The 16736-nt window shown below is 70.0% G+C and carries 18 protein-coding genes and 1 tRNA gene; 12 read left to right on the plus strand and 7 right to left on the minus strand.

All coding sequences use genetic code 11. From position 1 onward, the window contains the following. Nucleotides 1-320: 320 nt before the first annotated feature. Entirely contained in the window at nt 321-1166 is an 846-nt protein-coding gene (ypfJ, locus tag BWR60_RS31970) for a KPN_02809 family neutral zinc metallopeptidase (protein WP_088156677.1), read from the minus strand. Between the two features lie 171 nt (nt 1167-1337). Between ypfJ and BWR60_RS31975 the strand changes: the two genes are divergently transcribed. The 4 genes from BWR60_RS31975 (at nt 1338) to BWR60_RS31990 (ending at nt 6637) form a co-directional block, all read left to right on the plus strand. Next, nucleotides 1338-2495, plus strand: coding sequence for a trypsin-like serine peptidase (locus BWR60_RS31975; protein ID WP_088156679.1), 1158 nt, complete (start codon nt 1338-1340; stop codon nt 2493-2495). Then, nucleotides 2485-3753, plus strand: a complete 1269-nt coding sequence (locus tag BWR60_RS38785; RefSeq protein ID WP_088156681.1) for a trypsin-like serine peptidase — start codon at nt 2485-2487, stop codon at nt 3751-3753. The genes BWR60_RS31975 and BWR60_RS38785 overlap by 11 nt, the downstream gene beginning before the upstream one ends. Nucleotides 3754-4010: 257 nt before the next feature. Next, nucleotides 4011-5153 (plus strand): ATP phosphoribosyltransferase regulatory subunit, encoded by a 1143-nt coding sequence (locus BWR60_RS31985; RefSeq protein ID WP_088156683.1) that lies wholly within the window; start codon nt 4011-4013, stop codon nt 5151-5153. A 191-nt stretch (nt 5154-5344) separates the two neighbouring features. Beyond that, on the plus strand, nt 5345-6637 hold the full coding sequence (locus tag BWR60_RS31990) for an adenylosuccinate synthase (protein WP_088156685.1): 1293 nt from the start codon (nt 5345-5347) through the stop codon (nt 6635-6637). A gap of 167 nt (nt 6638-6804) precedes the next feature. On the opposite strand, the gene BWR60_RS31995 is transcribed toward BWR60_RS31990, so the two are convergent. Continuing rightward, a complete protein-coding gene (locus BWR60_RS31995) occupies nt 6805-7959 on the minus strand; it encodes a PQQ-dependent sugar dehydrogenase (RefSeq protein ID WP_230983245.1) in 1155 nt (384 codons plus the stop codon). 116 nt (nt 7960-8075) lie between these two features. Between BWR60_RS31995 and BWR60_RS32000 the strand changes: the two genes are divergently transcribed. The 3 genes from BWR60_RS32000 (at nt 8076) to BWR60_RS32010 (ending at nt 10196) form a co-directional block, all read left to right on the plus strand. Then, entirely contained in the window at nt 8076-8663 is a 588-nt protein-coding gene (locus tag BWR60_RS32000) for an orotate phosphoribosyltransferase (RefSeq protein WP_179222041.1), read from the plus strand. 14 nt (nt 8664-8677) lie between these two features. Then, a complete protein-coding gene (locus BWR60_RS32005; protein WP_088156689.1) occupies nt 8678-9076 on the plus strand; it encodes a VOC family protein in 399 nt (132 codons plus the stop codon). Between the two features lie 82 nt (nt 9077-9158). Further along, on the plus strand, nt 9159-10196 hold the full coding sequence (locus BWR60_RS32010; RefSeq protein ID WP_088156691.1) for a hypothetical protein: 1038 nt from the start codon (nt 9159-9161) through the stop codon (nt 10194-10196). Between the two features lie 211 nt (nt 10197-10407). On the opposite strand, the gene rpoH is transcribed toward BWR60_RS32010, so the two are convergent. Both rpoH and BWR60_RS32020 read right to left on the minus strand, forming a co-directional pair. Continuing rightward, nucleotides 10408-11292, minus strand: coding sequence for an RNA polymerase sigma factor RpoH (rpoH, locus tag BWR60_RS32015; RefSeq protein WP_034841002.1), 885 nt, complete (start codon nt 11290-11292; stop codon nt 10408-10410). Between the two features lie 89 nt (nt 11293-11381). Continuing rightward, a complete protein-coding gene (locus BWR60_RS32020; protein ID WP_088156693.1) occupies nt 11382-12401 on the minus strand; it encodes an RluA family pseudouridine synthase in 1020 nt (339 codons plus the stop codon). A 29-nt stretch (nt 12402-12430) separates the two neighbouring features. Here BWR60_RS32020 and BWR60_RS32025 point away from each other — a divergent pair, with 29 nt between their 5' ends. The 4 genes from BWR60_RS32025 (at nt 12431) to BWR60_RS32040 (ending at nt 15517) form a co-directional block, all read left to right on the plus strand. After that, nucleotides 12431-12718: a hypothetical protein gene (locus BWR60_RS32025; RefSeq protein ID WP_144445829.1), complete on the plus strand. Its 288-nt coding sequence runs from the start codon at nt 12431-12433 to the stop codon at nt 12716-12718. Between the two features lie 28 nt (nt 12719-12746). Further along, nucleotides 12747-13805 carry a threonine aldolase family protein gene (locus tag BWR60_RS32030; protein ID WP_218823771.1) on the plus strand — a complete coding sequence of 353 codons (1059 nt, stop codon included), beginning with the start codon at nt 12747-12749 and terminating at the stop codon, nt 13803-13805. Nucleotides 13806-13879: 74 nt separating this feature from the next. Next, nucleotides 13880-13955: transfer RNA gene (locus BWR60_RS32035), tRNA-Glu, on the plus strand. A gap of 488 nt (nt 13956-14443) precedes the next feature. Then, on the plus strand, nt 14444-15517 hold the full coding sequence (locus BWR60_RS32040; RefSeq protein ID WP_088156697.1) for a calcium-binding protein: 1074 nt from the start codon (nt 14444-14446) through the stop codon (nt 15515-15517). 254 nt (nt 15518-15771) lie between these two features. Here BWR60_RS32040 and BWR60_RS36630 read toward each other — a convergent pair whose 3' ends face one another. The 3 genes from BWR60_RS36630 to BWR60_RS32045 are packed head-to-tail and all read right to left on the minus strand — an operon-like array spanning nt 15772 to nt 16453. Continuing rightward, nucleotides 15772-15954: a hypothetical protein gene (locus tag BWR60_RS36630; protein WP_144445830.1), complete on the minus strand. Its 183-nt coding sequence runs from the start codon at nt 15952-15954 to the stop codon at nt 15772-15774. 8 nt (nt 15955-15962) lie between these two features. Further along, entirely contained in the window at nt 15963-16178 is a 216-nt protein-coding gene (locus BWR60_RS36635) for a hypothetical protein (protein ID WP_144445831.1), read from the minus strand. A 38-nt stretch (nt 16179-16216) separates the two neighbouring features. Next, complete coding sequence (locus BWR60_RS32045) at nt 16217-16453, minus strand: hypothetical protein (RefSeq protein WP_088156699.1); 237 nt, start codon at nt 16451-16453, stop codon at nt 16217-16219. Nucleotides 16454-16592: 139 nt separating this feature from the next. On the opposite strand from BWR60_RS32045, the gene BWR60_RS39085 reads away from it, so the two are divergent. Beyond that, on the plus strand, nt 16593-16736 hold a 144-nt coding region (locus BWR60_RS39085; protein WP_144445832.1), incomplete at its 3' end, for a TetR/AcrR family transcriptional regulator.

The following is a 16736-nucleotide window of genomic DNA, read 5'->3' on the forward strand; positions in this document are numbered from 1 at the left end:
ATCGAGGCCCGGCTGCGGGAGCCCGACATCCCGGCCCTGCTCGACGCCGAGCCGCCGATGCGCGTCGCCGAACGCCTCTGCCTCTCCCTCGGCCTCGAACCCTTCCCCTGCCTCGACTGGGCCGACAAGCCCGACACCGGGTGACCGGACGACGGCCGGATGGGCCGGAGCCACCCCCTCACCCGAAATCGCTGTGCGATTTCGACCTCTCCCCTGGGGAGAGGTAATGGAGCGCCGCTTTTTCCCTCTCCTCGGGGAGAGGGAGGGGCCCGTCGCGTCGGCGACGGGAGGGTGAGGGGGCGTCGCCGGCCCGTCCGGGACTACAGTGTCTGCGCCGAGAAGGTGTCGCAGGTCGTCGGGTTGCCGCTGTCATAGCCGCGGCGGAACCAGCGCACCCGCTGCTCCGAGCTGCCATGGGTGAAGCTGTCGGGCACGGCATAGCCCTGGCTCTGCTTCTGCAGCGCGTCGTCGCCGACCGCCTCGGCGGCCTTCATCGCGCTCTCGATATCGCCCGGCTCGAGGAAATGGCCCTGCTGGTCGCCGCGCTTGGACCAGACCCCGGCGAAGCAGTCGGCCTGCAGCTCGACCCGCACCGACAGGGCGTTGCTGTCGCCGCCGCGGCCGCGCAGCTGGCCGACCTTGTCCATGATGCCGAGCAGGTTCTGCACATGGTGGCCGACCTCATGCGCCACCACATAGGCCTCGGCGAACTGGCCGGGCGCGCCGAAGCGGCGGCTCAGCTCGTCGAAGAAATCGGTGTCGATATACACGATCCGGTCGGCCGGGCAGTAGAACGGCCCCATCGCGGCGCTGGCCGAGCCGCAGCCGGACTGGGTGGCGCCGCTGAACCGCACCAGCTTGGGCGGCGTGTAGCGGCTGCCGGCCTCCTGGAACACGGCGCCCCAGGTGTCCTCGGTGCTGCCGAGCACGGCGGCGAGGAACTGGGACATCTCGTCCGGCGCCGCGCTCGACGGGCCGGACGCCGTCTCCGTCTGCGACGGGCCGGGGTCGACCTGCTGCAGCAGGGCCGAGGGGTCGACGCCGAAGAACAGCGCCACCAGCACGATCACGATCGCGCCGATGCCGCCCACGCCGCCGACCGCGGCCGGGCGCATGCCGCGCCGGTCCTCGACATTGCTGCTGCGCCTCAGATCCTGCCACCGCATCGCCGTCTCTCCCCTGATGCGCCCGGAAAACCCGCAGCGGTCCGTCGGGTTCCATCCTAAGGGAATCATCCTAAGGTAGGTTGAACGATCGCGCGATCCGCCATCGTTTCGCCTCGGGATCACGCCTAGGATGCGGAATCGTCTCGCTTCGGATGCCCTCCTGGTCCTGGCATGCCTGTTCCGATCTCGCGCCTGCTGGCGGCCTGGATGGCCCTCTGCCTCTGCGGCGGCGTGTCCGCCGCCCTGGCCGGCCCCGGCACCAAGCCCGGCCCCAACAGCTGCCGCTGGTCCTTCGACGACCGCTGCGACGAGCCGGTGATCGGCAGCGGCGACTGCGCCCCCGGCAGCGACACCGCGGATTGCCGGGCGATCCGGGCGGGCGGCAACGACAGCTGCCGCTGGGCCGGCGACCACAGCTGCGACGAGCCGAACATCGGCAGCGGCGTCTGCGCCGACGGCACCGATGTCACCGACTGCCGGCCGCTCTATGCCCGGCGCAACCGCACCAACAGCTGCGCCAGCGCCTTCGACGACATCTGCGACGAGCCGGTGACCGGCACCGGCCGCTGCGCCGCGCGCAGCGACACCGCCGATTGCCTGGGCCGCGACACGCCGGCCGGGATCCGCGACCATTTCTTCGGCCACGACCACCGCCGCCTGGCCGAGGTCGACCGCATGCCGTGGAGCGCGATCGGCGAGCTCAGCTTCGACCACGGCTCCTGCTCCGGCACCATGGTCGGACGGCGGGTGGTGCTGACCGCGGCCCATTGCTTCATGCGCGACGACGATTCGCTGGACAAGCCGCGCCGCTTCCGCGCCGGCCGCGCCGGGTCGACCCAGGTGGCGCAGGCCGGCGTCGCCGGCTTCTACCTGCCGCCCGGCTTCCGCGCGGGGCGCGGCCATGGCGGCGAGTCCTGGTACAATCTCGACTGGGCGCTGGTCGAGCTCGACGCCGATATCGGCGACACCACCGGCATCATGGCGGTGCACCGGCTGAAGCCGGAGGACCGCACCGACATCGCCGCCGGGCGGTGGGAGCGGGTGATGCAGGGCGGCTATTCCTGGGACGCGCCGGACCGGATGACCGAGCATGTCGGCTGCCGCATCGTCACGCTGCGCGACGACGGCACGCTGCTGCACGATTGCGACATGACCAAGGGCGACAGCGGCTCGCCGATCTTCGTCAAGCAGCCCGGCGGCTACGCCATCGTCGCCGTGGTCACCCGCTTCTACGGCGGCGACGATGGCAGCCGGTCGGCCTATCTCGCGGTCGACAGCCGGGCCTTCGAGAAGGCCGTGGCGAAATACGTGGCCGTCCATGGCGGCTGAGCGGTCGAGGGGCGGAGTCCTGCTCGCGGCGCTGGCCGTGCTGGTCCTGGCCGGGCCGGCCGCGGCCCCTGCCATGGCCGACGACAGCTGCCGCTGGGCGGGGGACGGCGCCTGCGACGAGCAGCGCTTCGGCGGCTCCGGCGAATGCGCGGCGGACACCGACGACGCCGATTGCGCCGCCGTCAAGATCGGCAACAACAGCTGCCGCTGGGCCTTCGACGGCCAGTGCGACGAGCCCGGGATCGGCACCGGCGAATGCGACGCCGGCACCGACAGCACCGATTGCCGGGCGCTGAGCACGGGCGGCAACGACAGCTGCTACTGGTCGCATGACGGCGCCTGCGACGAGCCCGGCATCGGCACCGGCGTCTGCCCGGACGGCACCGACCTCACCGACTGCCAGCTGTTCTATCCCCGGCGCAACCACATCAACAGCTGCGCCACCGCCTTCGACGATGTCTGCGACGAGCCGGGCATCGGCACCGGCCGCTGCGACGCCCGCACCGACACGGCGGACTGCCTGGGCCGCGAGACCATCCCCGGCATCCGCGACCATTTCTTCGGCCATGACGACCGCCGCATGGTCCGGCCCGACCGCATGCCCTGGTCGGCGGTCGGCGAGATCGCCTTCGACAGCGGCGGCACCTGCACCGGCACGCTGGTCGGCCGCCGGGTGGTGCTGACCGCGGCCCATTGCTTCTTCCGCGAGGGCGGCGACCGCGACACGCCAAGCGGCTTCCGCGCCGGCCGCGACGGCGACGATGCGGTGGCGGAGGCGGGCATCGCCTCGGTCACCCTGGCGCCGGGCTACCGCCCCGACACCGACCGGGAGGAGGATGAGCGCGCCGATTACGGCTCGGACTGGGCCATCGTCCTGCTCGACGCCGATATCGGCGACCGGGCCGGCACCATGGCGGTGCACCGGCTGACCGCCGATGACGAGGCGCGGATCGCGGCCGGCCGCTGGCTGCCGCTGGTCCTGGCCGGCTATGCCTGGGACGCGCCGGACCGGATGACGGCGCATAGCGGCTGCCACGCCCTGTCGCTGCGCCGCGACCACACGATGAAGCACGATTGCGACATGACCAAGGGCGACAGCGGCGGCCCGATCTTCACCAAGGAGAAGGGCGGCTACGCCATCGTCGCCGTGGTCACCCGCTTCTTCCGCGACGGCGGCAAGGACAACGCCTATCTCGCCGTCGACAGCCGGGCCTTCGCGGAGACACTGGAGAGGTATCTCGCTGCTCACGGAAACTAGGCTGGTGCCGTGCACCTCTCATGCAAGCAAGGACTCTCAGCATCCCATACCGTCATTGCGAGCGAAGCGAAGCAATCCATGTGGCAGCCCGTGCTGGACCATGGATTGCTTCGTCGGCTTCGCCTCCTCGCAATGACGGCCGAGGGAGGCGAAGCGTACCGTCACCACCCGCGCATGGGGGGTGAGCGAAAGACGGGGGGATCGGGGCGCCTTCGCCGTTGCGCCGGGGGCGCGAAGGCCCTAGCGTGCGGCACGTCATGACCGACGTGCTCAACACCGCCCTTCTCCCCGAAGGCTTCTACGACGTCCTTCCGCCCGACGCGGCGCAGGAAGCGGCGGTGATCGAACGCATGATGGCCGTTCTCGGCGGCCACGGCTTCGACCGCGTCAAGCCGCCGCTGGTCGAGTTCGAGGACACGCTGCTGTCCGGCGTCGGCGCCAGCATGGCGCGCCACACCTTCCGCCTGATGGACCCGATGGGCAGCCGCATGCTCGGCCTGCGCGCCGACATGACGGTGCAGGTCGCCCGCATCGCCCGCTCCCGCCTGGCCGCGGCGCCGCGGCCGCTGCGCCTGGCCTATGCCGGCGAGGTGCTGCAGGTGCGCGGCACCCAGCTGCGGCCGGAACGGCAGTTCGCCCAGGTCGGCGCCGAGCTGATCGGCGGCGCCCAGCCGGCGGCGGATGCCGAGGCGGCGCTGCTGGCGGTCGAGGCGCTGCAGGCGGTCGGGGTCGACCGGCTGGCGCTGGACCTGACCGAGCCGACCCTGGTGCCGGCGCTGCTCGGCGCCCTCGGCGTGGATGGAGAGGCGGGCACCGCGCTGCGCCACGCGCTCGACCGCAAGGATGCCGCCGCCGTCGCCCAGCTCGGCGGCGCCGCGGCCGCGGCCCTCGGCGGGCTGCTCGCCGTCTCCGGCCCGGCCGATGCGGCGCTGGCCGCGCTGTCCGGCATCGAGCTGCCGGCGGTGACCCGGCCGATCCTCGACCGCCTGGCCGAGGTGGTGCGGCTGATCCGCGCCTCGGCGCCGGACCTCATGGTGACGGTCGACTTCGTCGAGCATCGCGGCTTCGAGTACCACACCGGCGTCGCCTTCACCCTGTTCGCCCGCGGCGCGCGCGGCGAGGTCGGCCGTGGCGGCCGCTACCGCGCCGACGGGGCCGAGGGCGAGGAGGCGACCGGCTTCACCCTGTTCATGGACACGGTGCTGCGCGCGGCCACGCCGCCCCGGGCGCCGCGCCGGGTGTTCCTGCCGCGCGGCACCGCGCCGGCCGAGGGCGCCGCCCTCAGGGCCCAGGGCCATGTCACCATCGCCGGGCTGGAGCCCGGCGCCGATCCTCTCGTCGAGGCGCGCCGCCTCGGCTGCGGCTGGGTCCTGCGGGACGGCCGGCTCGACGAGATTTAGTCATACCGACGGCGGAGCACTTGACCTATCTCATCACCCACTATCGTCATGGCGAGGCGCGGAGCGCCGTGGCCATCCAGCGGCCGGTGCGAGCCGCCCTGGATGGCCACGCCCCTTCGGGGCTCGCCATGACGACTGGGGGAAGGGTCGAGAGCTCTCACCGTCCGAACTAGTCAGTACGAGGTATTCCGATGGCGAATGTGGCCGTGGTCGGCGCCCAGTGGGGTGACGAAGGCAAGGGCAAGATCGTCGACTGGCTGTCCAGCCGGGCCGACGTGGTGGTGCGGTTCCAGGGCGGCCACAATGCCGGCCACACGCTGGTCATCGGCAACAAGGTGCTGAAGCTGTCGCTGCTCCCGTCGGGCATCGTGCGGCCGGGCAAGCTCGGCATCATCGGCAACGGCGTGGTGGTCGACCCCTGGGCGCTGCTCGCCGAGATCGAGCGGATCCGCGACCAGGATGTCGAGGTCGGGCCGGAGAACCTGCTGCTGGCCGAGAACGCGGCGCTGATCCTGCCGGTGCATGGCGCGCTGGACCGGGCCCGCGAGGCGTCGCGCGGCGAGGCCAAGATCGGCACCACCGGCCGCGGCATCGGCCCGGCCTATGAGGACAAGACCGGCCGCCGCGCCATCCGCGTCTGCGACCTGGCCGACGACGCGGCGCTGCCCGGCAAGGTCGAGAGCCTGCTGGCGCATCACAACGCGCTCCTGCGCGCGCTGGGCGCCGACGAGGTCGACCCGGCCGAGCTGCTGGCCCAGCTGCGTGAGATCGCGCCGAAGATCCTGCCCTATGTCGGCGTGGTGTGGGAGCGGCTGGACGCGCTGAAGCGCGAGGGCAAGCGCATCCTGTTCGAGGGCGCCCAGGGCGCGATGCTGGACATCGACCACGGCACCTATCCCTTCGTCACCTCCTCCAACACCGTCGCCGGCCAGGCGGCCGCGGGCTCCGGCATCGGGCCGAAGAGCATCGGCTATGTGCTCGGCATCACCAAGGCCTACACCACCCGCGTCGGCTCCGGCCCGTTCCCGACCGAGCAGGAGAACGAGATCGGCCGCCGGCTGGGCGAGCGCGGGCACGAGTTCGGCACGGTCACCGGCCGGCCGCGGCGCTGCGGCTGGTTCGACGCGGTGATGGTGCGGCAGGCGGTGAAGACCGGCGGCATCGACGGCATCGCCCTGACCAAGCTGGACGTGCTGGACGGCTTCAAGACGCTGAAGATCTGCATCGGCTACGAGCTGGACGGCCAGGTGCTGCAGCATTTCCCGGCCGGCCAGTCGGCCCAGGCCAACGCCAAGGCGGTCTACGAGGAGTGGGACGGCTGGGAGGAGAGCACCAAGGGCGCGCGCTCCTGGGCCGACCTGCCGGCCACCGCGATCAAGTACATCCGCCGGATCGAGGAACTGATCGAGGCGCCGGTGGCGCTGCTCTCGACCAGCCCGGAACGCGACGACACCATCCTGGTGCGGGATCCGTTCGCGGATTGAGGCGGCCGGCGCTGGCTGACGGGCCGGCGCCACCCCTTTGACCGTCATTGCGAGCGCAGCGAAGCAATCCAGGGGCCGGTGCGAACCGGCCCCTGGATTGCTTCGTCGGCTTCGCCTCCTCGCAATGACGGCTTTGGGCAGGCGAAGATGGGTCGACCGGCCGCGCTCTAAGACGCCGGCCCCACCCGCAGGATCTCGCCGTCGCTCTCATCGGTGAGCAGGTACAGCGCCCCGTCCGGGCCCTGCACCACCTGGCGGATGCGCAAGGCCAGATCCTCCAGCAGGTCCTCCGACCCGGTGATGCGGTCGCCGTCGCGCTCCAGCCGCACCAGCTTGGGGATCGCGAGCCCGCCGACGAAGACGTTGCCGCGCCAGCCCGGCATCGCGTCGGCGGTGTAGAAGGCCATGCCGGAGACGCCGATCGACGGCGTCCAGTGATGGATCGGCCCGGTCATGCCCGCCGCCTCGCGCCGGCCCTCGCCGACCGGGCTGCCGTCGTAGTTCACGCCATGCGAGACCACCGGCCAGCCGTAGTTCCTGCCAGCCTCGGGGATGTTGATCTCGTCGCCGCCGCGCGGCCCGTGCTCGTTGATCCACAGCACCCCGGTGTCCGGGTTCAGCGCCGCGCCCTGGACGTTGCGGTGGCCGGTGGACCAGATCTCCGGCAGCGCGTCCTTGTCGGCGGTGAAGGGGTTGTCCTCCGGCGCCGAGCCGCCGGGCCAGATCCGGATCACCTTGCCGAGATGCGAATCGAGCTGCTGGGCCTGGCCGCGGAACTGGGCCTTGGAGCGCTCGCCGAGGGTGACGAAGAGATGGCCCTGCCGGTCGAACACCAGGCGCGAGCCGAAATGCATGGTGCTGTCGAGCTTCGGCTGCTGCGAGAAGATCACCTCCACCCCGGTCAGCCGCGTGCCGTCCTCGCTCAGCCGGCCGCGCGCCACGGCGGTGGAGTTGCCGCCGTCGCCGGCCTCGGAATAGCTGAGATAGATCAGGCGGCTCTGCACGAAGGTCGGGTCGATGGCCACATCCAGCAGCCCGCCCTGGCCGCCGGCATCCACCTCCGGCACGCCCTCCAGCGGCTCGGAGACCTTGCCGTCACCGACCAGGCGGAGATTGCCGTCGCGCTCGGTCACCAGCATCCGGCCGTCCGGCAGGAAGGCCAGGCCCCAGGGGTGGCTCAACCCCTCGGCCACGGTCTGGACCCGGATCCGGCCCTTCTGGGTGTCGTAGGCGGCGTCGACCGCGGCGGCCTCCGGCACAGGGGCCAGCAGGGCGGCGGCGGTGAGGGCGGGGGCGGCGAAGGCGGGGATGGGCATGCGCATCAGGCTCTCCTCGTCTCGGTGTCGTCCCGGTTGAGATGGGGGGATGGTCCTCGCAGGCAACACTTCGCCGCGCGGCGGTTCGCGGACATGATGACGCGGCCGGGGAGGGCATGCGGATGACGGATGGAATCGGCGAGGCGTTGCAGCAGGCAGTCTCCGCCACGCGCGGGCATTTCCTTTACGAATCGGGCCATCACGGCGATCTGTGGCTGGACCTCGACTCGCTGGTCCTCGACGCCGGCCGGATGCGCGGCTGGGCCGCGGTGCTGGCCGGGCGGGCGACGGGGCTGGGGGCGGAGATCGTCTGCGGTCCGCTGACCGGCGGCGCCTTCCTGGCGCAGGCGATCGCGGCGGAGCTCGAGTGCGACTTCGTCTATGCCGAGCGTGTGCTTGAGGACGGCGCGGTGCGGTACCGGATCCCGGCGCCGCTGACGGCGACGCTGGCCGGGCGGCGGGTGCTGGTGGCGGACGACGCGATCAATGCCGGCTCGGCGCTGGGTCTGACCTTGGCGGAGCTGTCGCGCCATGGCGCGGTGCCGGCCGGCATCGCCTGCCTGCTGACCCTTGGCGAGGCGGCGGGCCGGATCGCCGCGGCGCAGGGCGTGCCGCTGCTGGCCCTGGCGGCGCTGCAGCGCGGGATGTGGCTGCAGCGGGACTGCCCGCTCTGCGCCGCCGGCCTGCCGCTGCAGGATCCTGCCGCCTGAAGGAAGGGAATGCGATGGCGCATCAGCATATCAGCGCGGTCTCCGTGGTCGTCCGCGACTATGACGAGGCCAAGGCCTGGTACACCGGCGTGCTCGGTTTCGACCTGGTCGAGGACACGCCGATGGGCGACGGCAAGCGCTGGCTGCTGGTGGCGCCGCCCGGCGGGGGCGGCCCGAACCTGCTGCTGGCCCGCGCCGCGACGCCGGAGCAGGAGAGCCGGATCGGCGACCAGACCGGCGGCCGCGTCTTCCTGTTCCTGCACACGGACGATTTCCGGCGCGACCATGCAGCGATGACCGCGCGCGGCGTGATGTTCCGCGAAGAGCCGCGCGAGGAGCCCTATGCCACCGTCGCGGTGTTCGAGGATCTGTACGGCAACCTCTGGGACCTGCTGCAGCTCAGGCCCCGATAGCCGGATCGCCATCCGGCCTTCACGAAATCGCCCGGATTCCGCGGCAGGATCGGCAGCGACGGGGCGAGAGGCGGGGGCTCTCATGCAAGGCTGGCAGCGTGTGGCGGCAGTGGTCGTGGCGGCCGCGGCGATCGGCGGGGGCATCTATGCCTGGGGCGAGGGGGCGTTCCTGCCCTGCGGGCCGATGGATCGCCTGGTGCGCATCAGCGCCTGCCGCATCGTCGCGGTGCTGGACGATCAGGATCTCGCCGCGCTGAGTCCGGCGCCGGACGGCACGCTGTTCGGGGTGGTGCGGCAGCCGGGGCTGGGGCGGGAGGCCACGCGCCCGCAGGAACTGCTGCGGATCGACCCCGCCACCGGGTCGGTGCGGTCGCGCATTCCCCTGCCGGACGTGCCGAAGGATGCGAGCTGGCTGGGCCTCGCGGTCTCGCCCTCGGGCGGCCTCGTCGCCGGCGGGTTCTTCGAGGGGCCGATCCAGGTCATCGACAGCCGGACGGGCGTCACCGTTTCCAGCATCCGACGGGGCGCGGCCGGGCTGGCCTTCGTCGCCGACGACCGGATCATGATCGACATGGGGTGGGGCAGCTTCTGGGACGGTCCCGGCGGGACAGCGGTGCTCTCGGTCGCCGATGGCAGCGAGGTCGCGACGGTGCCCGTTCCCGGATCGTTGCGTGCCGCCGGCGTGTCCTCCGCCGTCTCGCCCGACGGCCTGACGGCGGCCGAGCATGTCGAGACCCGCGGCGACAGCGGCGTGGTCGCGATCCGCCTGGCCGACAACCGGCAGCGCAGCCTGTCGGGCCGGCTTCTGGTCGGCGCCCTGTCGACCTGGCGGGACAATGGTGCGCACCTGATCCCGCTGCTCGCCTTCAGCCCGGATGGGCGCTCCCTGGCCGCCAGCTTCGACGACCCCGACGTCTGGGGAAAGGAGACGGCGGCCCTGTTCGTCTGGGATGTCACCGACGGGCGGCTGCTGCGCCGGATCCCGACCCGGTCGCAATGGCGGAATCTGGTGTGGAGCGCGGATTCGCGCAGCCTGACGGCCACCCGCTATACGCCCGACACCTATACCGGGCCGGTGAAGACCGGGGTGTCGGAGCTGGCGCGGATCGACCTCGACTGAGAGGCCGCCTGGAAATGCGCTGGCGCGGCCGTCTGACAGCGGTTTCTGCGCTTCCGGTGCTCACGCACCAAACGTGCGCTGCGCTCCGGTTCTCGAAACCGCCGCCAGCCGACTCACGCCAGCGCATTTCCAAGCGGTCTCCGAGCCGAGCCAGCACAAACGAAAACGGCCGGAGCGAGGCTCCGGCCGTCCTCTCAATCCGGACCGCGGGTCAGTGGGCCAGCTTGGCCTCGACCGCGGCGTTGCGGATCGCCTTCTGCAGCTTCTCGAAGGCGCGCACCTCGATCTGGCGCACACGCTCGCGGCTGATGCCGTATTCCTGGCTCAGATCCTCCAGCGTGGTCGGCTCGTCGCGCAGCCGGCGCTCGGTCAGGATGCGGCGCTCACGGTCGTTCAGGCCGGACATCGCATCCTTCAGCAGCTTCTGGCGCTTGCCCAGCTCCTGCCGGTCGGCGAGCATCACCTCCTGGCTGTCGCGCTCATCGACCAGCCAGTCCTGCCACTCGCCCTCGCCGTCGACGCGCAGCGGCGCGTTCAGCGAATGGTCCGGCGCGGCCAGCCGGCGATTCATCGAGATCACGTCCTGCTCCGGCACCGACAGCTCGGTGGCGATCTTGGTCACCGTCTCCGGCTTCAGGTCGCCATCCTCGATCGCCTGCAGCTGGCCCTTCAGCTTGCGCAGGTTGAAGAACAGCTTCTTCTGCGCCGCCGTGGTGCCCATCTTCACCAGCGACCAGCTGTGCAGGATGTATTCCTGGATGGCGGCGCGGATCCACCACATCGCGTAGGTGGCCAGGCGGAAGCCGCGGTCCGGGTCGAACCGCTTCACCGCCTGCATCATGCCGACATTGCCCTCGGAGATCAGCTCCGAGATCGGCAGGCCGTAGCCGCGATAGCCCATGGCGATCTTCGCGACCAGCCGCAGATGGCTCGTCACCAGCCGATGCGCCGATTCGGTGTCGCCATGCTCCCGCCACGCCTTGGCGAGCATGAACTCCTCCTGCGGTTCCAGCATCGGGAACTGACGGATTTCCTGCAGGTACCGGCTCAGGTTGGATTCAGCGCCCAGGACGGGCAGGGTCGACGCGTTTGCCATGATATCTTGCTCCCTCTCCGGCGCCCTTTCCCCTGGCGGGGCGGGCGCCCTCCGGATTCGTCATCCGGACCGATGCATAATACCCGACTTCAGTACTCGGGTATACGGTCTTCCCCCGCGAGGGAGACGAGCAAATGTCGCATGTCTCCCGGAAGGGGCCTCGTGAATTCGAGTTCACGTTGATCCGCCGGATGGCGGAAGCGCAGTTTTGCCGCATGCAGCGCCTGCCGCGGGAAGCTGCGCGCCGTTTCATTCGCAATAGCCGAGCGCGGACGTCGGCCATAGACCGGGTCGCCGATCAGCGGATGGCCGATCGAGGTCATGTGGACCCTGATCTGGTGGGTCCGCCCGGTGTCCAGCTTGCAGGTCACCAGGCTGGCCTCGGCGCCGGCCGGGCGCAGCACCCGGTAATGAGTCCGCGCCGGCTTGCCGCCGGCCTTGACGATGGCCATGCGCTGGCGGTTCCGCGGGTCGCGGCCGATCGCGCCCTCGATCGTTCCGGCCGAGGGGCTCGGCCGGCCCCAGACCAGGGCGAGGTAGGTGCGCGACAGGGTGCGGTCGGCGAACTGGGCCGACAGCGCCTTATGGGCGGCGTCGGTCTTGGCCACCACCATCAGCCCGCTGGTCTCCTTGTCCAACCGGTGGACGATGCCCGGGCGGGCGACGCCGCCAATGCCGGACAGCTGCGCGCCGCAATGGGCGAGCAGGGCGTTGACCAGGGTGCCATCGGGATTGCCAGCCGCGGGGTGGACCACCAGTCCGGCCGGCTTGTCGATGACGATCAGATGGGGATCCTCGTACACGATATCAAGCCCGATCGCCTGGGGTTCCGGCTCCGCCCGCACCGGCGGCGGCACGCGGATTTCGAAGCGCTGGCCGGGTTTGACCTTGGTCGAGGCGTCTTCTACTGTCCGCTCGCCCTCCCGCACGCAGCCCGCGGCGATCAGCGCCTGCAGCCGCGACCTCGACAGGTCCGGCACCGCGTCGGCCAGGGCGCGGTCCAGCCGCTGGCCGGCGGCATCCGGGTGGATCGTAACGACCAGTGGGGTGACGGGATTGGTCCCGTCCGGGAATAGGGGTGAGGCGGGTGCGTCTGGAAGCTGGGTCATTGCGGGCGGTGAAGATAACCGTTTGGGCGATGCTTGTGGTCATCATCGTGCTCACCGCCGTCGTTGTCGGGGAATTGGGGCGCCAACTCTTCTCCGCAGGGCCGGCCAAGGCACCCGCCCCGGCCGCTCCCACCGCGGCGCCGGCCGTCACGGCCGCCGCCCCGTCCACGCTGCCCGCCGGCAGCCGCATCCTTAGCATCACCACCGCGGGCGATCGCGCAGTGATCCTGATCACACTGCCCGGCGGCGGGCAGGAGGTGCGCAGCATCGACCCGCAGACCGGCGCCGCCGCGACCCTCCTGACCACCACCCCGTAACCGCACCAATCCGTCCGAGGACTTCGGCATGACCGACGTGATCAACCTGGCCAGCGACAACGTCGCCGGCGCCGCGCCCGAGATCCTGGCGGCGATCGCCAGCGCCGCCGGGGGGCGCCAGCCCTCCTATGGCGGCGACGAGCTCACCGCCCGGCTGCAGGAGCGGCTGTCCGAAGTGTTCGAGCGCCGCGTCGCCGTCTTTCCGGTGCCGACCGGCACGGCGGCCAACGCCCTGGCCCTGGCCACCTTCACCCCGCCCTGGGGCGCGGTGGTGTGCCACCGCGAGGCGCATGTCGCCGTCGATGAATGCGGCGCGCCGGAATTCTACACCCATGGCGCCAAGCTGCTGCTGGCCGACGGCGCCCACGGCAAGCTGACGCCGCAGGCGGTGGCCGCCGCCGTCCCGGAGTGGCGCGGCGATGTCCATCGCAGCCAGCCGGCGATGCTCAGCCTGTCGCAGGCCACCGAATCCGGCACCACCTACAGCCCGGCCGAGGTCGGCGCGCTGGCCGAGGTCGCGCGGGGGCACGGCCTGGCCGTGCACATGGACGGCTCGCGCTTCGCCAACGCGCTGGCGGGGCAGATGGGGGCGGGGCAGGGTTGCTCCCCGGCGGAGCTGACCTGGAAGGCCGGAATCGACGTTCTGTCCTTCGGCGGCACCAAGAATGGCTGCGTGATGGCCGAGGCGGTGATCTTCTTCGATCCGGACAAGGCGGCGGATTTCGCCTTCCGCCGCAAGCGCGCCGGCCACCTCCTGTCGAAGATGCGGTTCGTCTCGGCCCAGCTCGAGGCCTATCTGGCCGACGGGCTGTGGCTGCGCCTGGCGCGCAACGCCAATGACCGGGCCCGGCAGCTGGCCGAGGGGCTGCAGGCGCTGCCGGGGGTCGAGCTGCTACACCCGGTCGAGGCGAACGAGGTGTTCGTGCGCCTGCCCGTGGCGCTGGCCGAGGGACTGGCGCGCGAGGGCGTGGTCGCGGCGCATTGGGAAGGCGAGATCTGGCGCTTCGTTGGCGCCTTCGACACCGACGCGGCCACGATCGAGACGGTGCTGCAGCGGGCACGGCGCTGCGTTGCGGCGGCCGTCTGAACAGGCTGTCAAAAAACCGACGGAAATGTCTTGCGTCGGCGCGCGGGCTCCCCTATATCCGGGCCCGCGCCTCAGTCCCCTTCGTCTAGAGGCCTAGGACACCGCCCTCTCACGGCGGTAACAGGGGTTCGAATCCCCTAGGGGACGCCAAGCCTTTTCAATGGCTTAGGCTAGTTCGCAAGGCGGCGCAGCGCTTCCGGACGGCAAAAATACGGCATAGACGGCGCGAAACGACCCCGGACGAGGGCGGATTTCGGCTGTCCGGCCCGTGTCGAATCATCTCCGGTCGCAGCTCGACGGGGCTTATGCCTCCCCCTACCTTCGCGGCCATGCGCTTGTTGATTCTTGTCCCGCTCATCCAGCTGACACGAGGCTGCCAGTTGGTCGGCCGCTCATTTCCATCCACAGAGTTCGAGCCTGCGCGTTTTGGACGTGGGAGGCGCCGCTGCGTCGGTGGGCTCCGCTTCCCGCCCCTCCCCGATGCACCCGTATTGCCGACCATCACCAGGCAGAATAAAATCAAATTGGATCGATCGTGGTCCTAATGAGCCTGGGAAATCGAAGCCGCCGATATCGGCCGGGATAAAAGGCCTTTCCCGTGAGGTGAGCCGGCGGCAAGCCAGAAGGGGGAAACGTCGATGCGCATTTCAGCACCCGCATCCGCACTGCCGTTCGATAGCACGGACATCCGGGACTATACCGGCAACGCCTTGGCCGCCTTGCCGAACCTGATCATCGGGACCATGGCGGATGACAGCCTCACCGGCACGGCTGCCTCGGACCTGATCCTCGGCCTCGATGGCAACGACGTGATCGACGCGAGGGAAGGCTCTGGCCGAGATGCAGAGGCCGACATCATCCTCGCGGGACGCGGCAACGACACGATCGACACGGGCGACAATGCAATTGTTCTCGCCGGCTCCGGCGACGATCAACTCCTGATCGGCGGGTCCAGCCTGATCATCCTCGGTGACGGCGTTGATACAGTGCGTATCGATGCCGATTATCCCACAGGAGGAGAGAACACCATCTTCGGCGGCGCCGGGGACGATGTTATCGACACGCAAACCCACGCGGTCGTGGCGAATGACCGCCTCTATGGCGGCGACGGCAACGACACGATCAACTTCATGGGCAACAATACGCTCGTACACGGCGGGGCCGGCAACGACCTGCTGTATGCAACTGTGGACGTTAAGGCTCCGACAGATAATGGCCGCGTCTATGGTGATGGCGGCGACGATCTGATCTTCCTCGGTGGCGATGATGCATTCTCCCCTGCCGGAACTCATTTCGAGCTCGATGGTGGAGACGGGAACGACACCATCATGTCCAACTCCAGAGGCTCGGACCAGATCAGCGGCGGTGCCGGAAATGATGTGTTCGTCTTCAATTGGATCGAGAGCAGCCGCCCGGACGATCCGGACGTGATCACCGATTTCACGTTCAATGCGCAGGAGCAGGACAAGATAGATCTGTCCATCCTCAGCGAATTTCCCGACTGGCGCCCTCCGATCAACGGCTTGCCCTCGAACCTCACCTTCATCGGATACGACGAGTTCAGCGGCGCCGGCCGTGAGGTGCGCCTCGTTAGTTCCGGGGACGGCACCGATGTCGTGATCGATATGGGACCCACCTCGTATATGAGATTGGTTTCCATCCATCTCGGCGGTGTCACGCAGGAGTTGACGACCGACGCCTTCCTGCTCTGATGGCACTGGATCGTTGCGGGCCAGCCTTCGGTATGCGGCTCGGACTGGAAGAGGAGCGGCCCGGCCGCAGGCGAGGCTTCATCTCGCGTGGCCGGGCCGCGAGCGCTGCCCGAGCGAAGCGCAGGCCCTGAGCGAGGCGGTCAACAAGGCCGTGAAGCGAGCCGCGGAGGAATACGCATTCAAAGTTATCAACGCACAGCAGCTATAGGGCCGGGTCGGTTGGATTCGGTGCGCCCAGGCCTTCAGCGATCGCCTCATCTTCTTCGACTGAAGGCTGGGTGCCCCGACAGCTCCATTGTCGCCGATGAGCGCGGCTTGGTCGCCTGCAGCAGCGCCCCGCCGGCCAGCAGCACGCACCCGAACAGCGCCGCGCCGGCGATCGGGTGCCAGCCGACGGTGAGTAGCAGCGCTGCTCCTCCCGTGGCCGCGGACACCATCCAGAAGCTCAGCCGGACCAGCCGCCAAGTCCAAGCCGCGTAGAGGTCGACCAGATCAGACGCGCGCGTGAGAGCGGCGTAGACGGCCCAGCACGCCGCAGCGAATGCCAGCGGGCCGGGGCGACATAGGCGAATGTCTGCAGCCCGCCTGTGGCGCTCTGAGAGGCGAGGGCGCCGAAGAACGCGACGGCGCCTAGCCCGATGGTCCAGTCGAGGATGCGCATGATCTTCTTCCTTCAAGTCCCGACGGGCAGGGCGCGAACTACGATCTGACGCCGAGTATCTTGCTGGGATGAACCTTCTCGGCCGCCTCGGACAACGGATCGATCCGATCGTGTTGATCCATGCTCATTCGCGGCACCGGGATATTCGCGCCGTAGCGGCTCTCCCAAGTTTCGACCCATTCCGGCAAATTGTCGCTGCGGACGACCGCCGCCTCTTCCTGGGTGGCGGAGAGCTCGGGGATGGAGGCCAGGATCGCGGCCGTGGCCTCTTGCATCACCCTGGGTATCGGCGGGGAGGGGTGGAGTGCGGAAGCAGGCTGCAATCTTCAACGGGATAGACGCCTTCCCGTCCGAACCCGGCCGCCTCCAGCTTTGTTCTTGACTGTTCGTTCCAGAATTCCTATATCCCTGCTCATGGCACGCCCCAAGGAATTCGACAGCGAGAAGGCCCTGGACGCCGCGATCGAGGTGTTCCGCGAGCATGGCTTCGACGGCACCTCGACCGACATGCTGGTGCGTGCGATGGGGATCGGCCGCCAGAGCCTCTACGACACGTTC

Origin of the sequence: Inquilinus limosus, from assembly GCF_002195995.1 — a bacterium.
GTDB classification, from domain to species: Bacteria; Pseudomonadota; Alphaproteobacteria; order DSM-16000; family Inquilinaceae; genus Inquilinus; species Inquilinus limosus_C.

What these genes read in the sequence shown, in the direction of transcription:
- ypfJ (WP_088156677.1), bottom strand. Translation starts at nt 1,166, where the DNA reads ATGCGGTGGCAGGATCTGAGGCGCAGCAGCAATGTCGAGGACCGGCGC.
- BWR60_RS31975 (WP_088156679.1), top strand. Translation starts at nt 1,338, where the DNA reads ATGCCTGTTCCGATCTCGCGCCTGCTGGCGGCCTGGATGGCCCTCTGC.
- BWR60_RS38785 (WP_088156681.1), top strand. Translation starts at nt 2,485, where the DNA reads ATGGCGGCTGAGCGGTCGAGGGGCGGAGTCCTGCTCGCGGCGCTGGCC.
- BWR60_RS31985 (WP_088156683.1), top strand. Translation starts at nt 4,011, where the DNA reads ATGACCGACGTGCTCAACACCGCCCTTCTCCCCGAAGGCTTCTACGAC.
- BWR60_RS31990 (WP_088156685.1), top strand. Translation starts at nt 5,345, where the DNA reads ATGGCGAATGTGGCCGTGGTCGGCGCCCAGTGGGGTGACGAAGGCAAG.
- BWR60_RS31995 (WP_230983245.1), bottom strand. Translation starts at nt 7,959, where the DNA reads ATGCGCATGCCCATCCCCGCCTTCGCCGCCCCCGCCCTCACCGCCGCC.
- BWR60_RS32000 (WP_179222041.1), top strand. Translation starts at nt 8,076, where the DNA reads ATGACGGATGGAATCGGCGAGGCGTTGCAGCAGGCAGTCTCCGCCACG.
- BWR60_RS32005 (WP_088156689.1), top strand. Translation starts at nt 8,678, where the DNA reads ATGGCGCATCAGCATATCAGCGCGGTCTCCGTGGTCGTCCGCGACTAT.
- BWR60_RS32010 (WP_088156691.1), top strand. Translation starts at nt 9,159, where the DNA reads ATGCAAGGCTGGCAGCGTGTGGCGGCAGTGGTCGTGGCGGCCGCGGCG.
- rpoH (WP_034841002.1), bottom strand. Translation starts at nt 11,292, where the DNA reads ATGGCAAACGCGTCGACCCTGCCCGTCCTGGGCGCTGAATCCAACCTG.
- BWR60_RS32020 (WP_088156693.1), bottom strand. Translation starts at nt 12,401, where the DNA reads ATGACCCAGCTTCCAGACGCACCCGCCTCACCCCTATTCCCGGACGGG.
- BWR60_RS32025 (WP_144445829.1), top strand. Translation starts at nt 12,431, where the DNA reads ATGCTTGTGGTCATCATCGTGCTCACCGCCGTCGTTGTCGGGGAATTG.
- BWR60_RS32030 (WP_218823771.1), top strand. Translation starts at nt 12,747, where the DNA reads ATGACCGACGTGATCAACCTGGCCAGCGACAACGTCGCCGGCGCCGCG.
- BWR60_RS32040 (WP_088156697.1), top strand. Translation starts at nt 14,444, where the DNA reads ATGCGCATTTCAGCACCCGCATCCGCACTGCCGTTCGATAGCACGGAC.
- BWR60_RS36630 (WP_144445830.1), bottom strand. Translation starts at nt 15,954, where the DNA reads ATGGTGTCCGCGGCCACGGGAGGAGCAGCGCTGCTACTCACCGTCGGC.
- BWR60_RS36635 (WP_144445831.1), bottom strand. Translation starts at nt 16,178, where the DNA reads ATGCGCATCCTCGACTGGACCATCGGGCTAGGCGCCGTCGCGTTCTTC.
- BWR60_RS32045 (WP_088156699.1), bottom strand. Translation starts at nt 16,453, where the DNA reads ATGCAAGAGGCCACGGCCGCGATCCTGGCCTCCATCCCCGAGCTCTCC.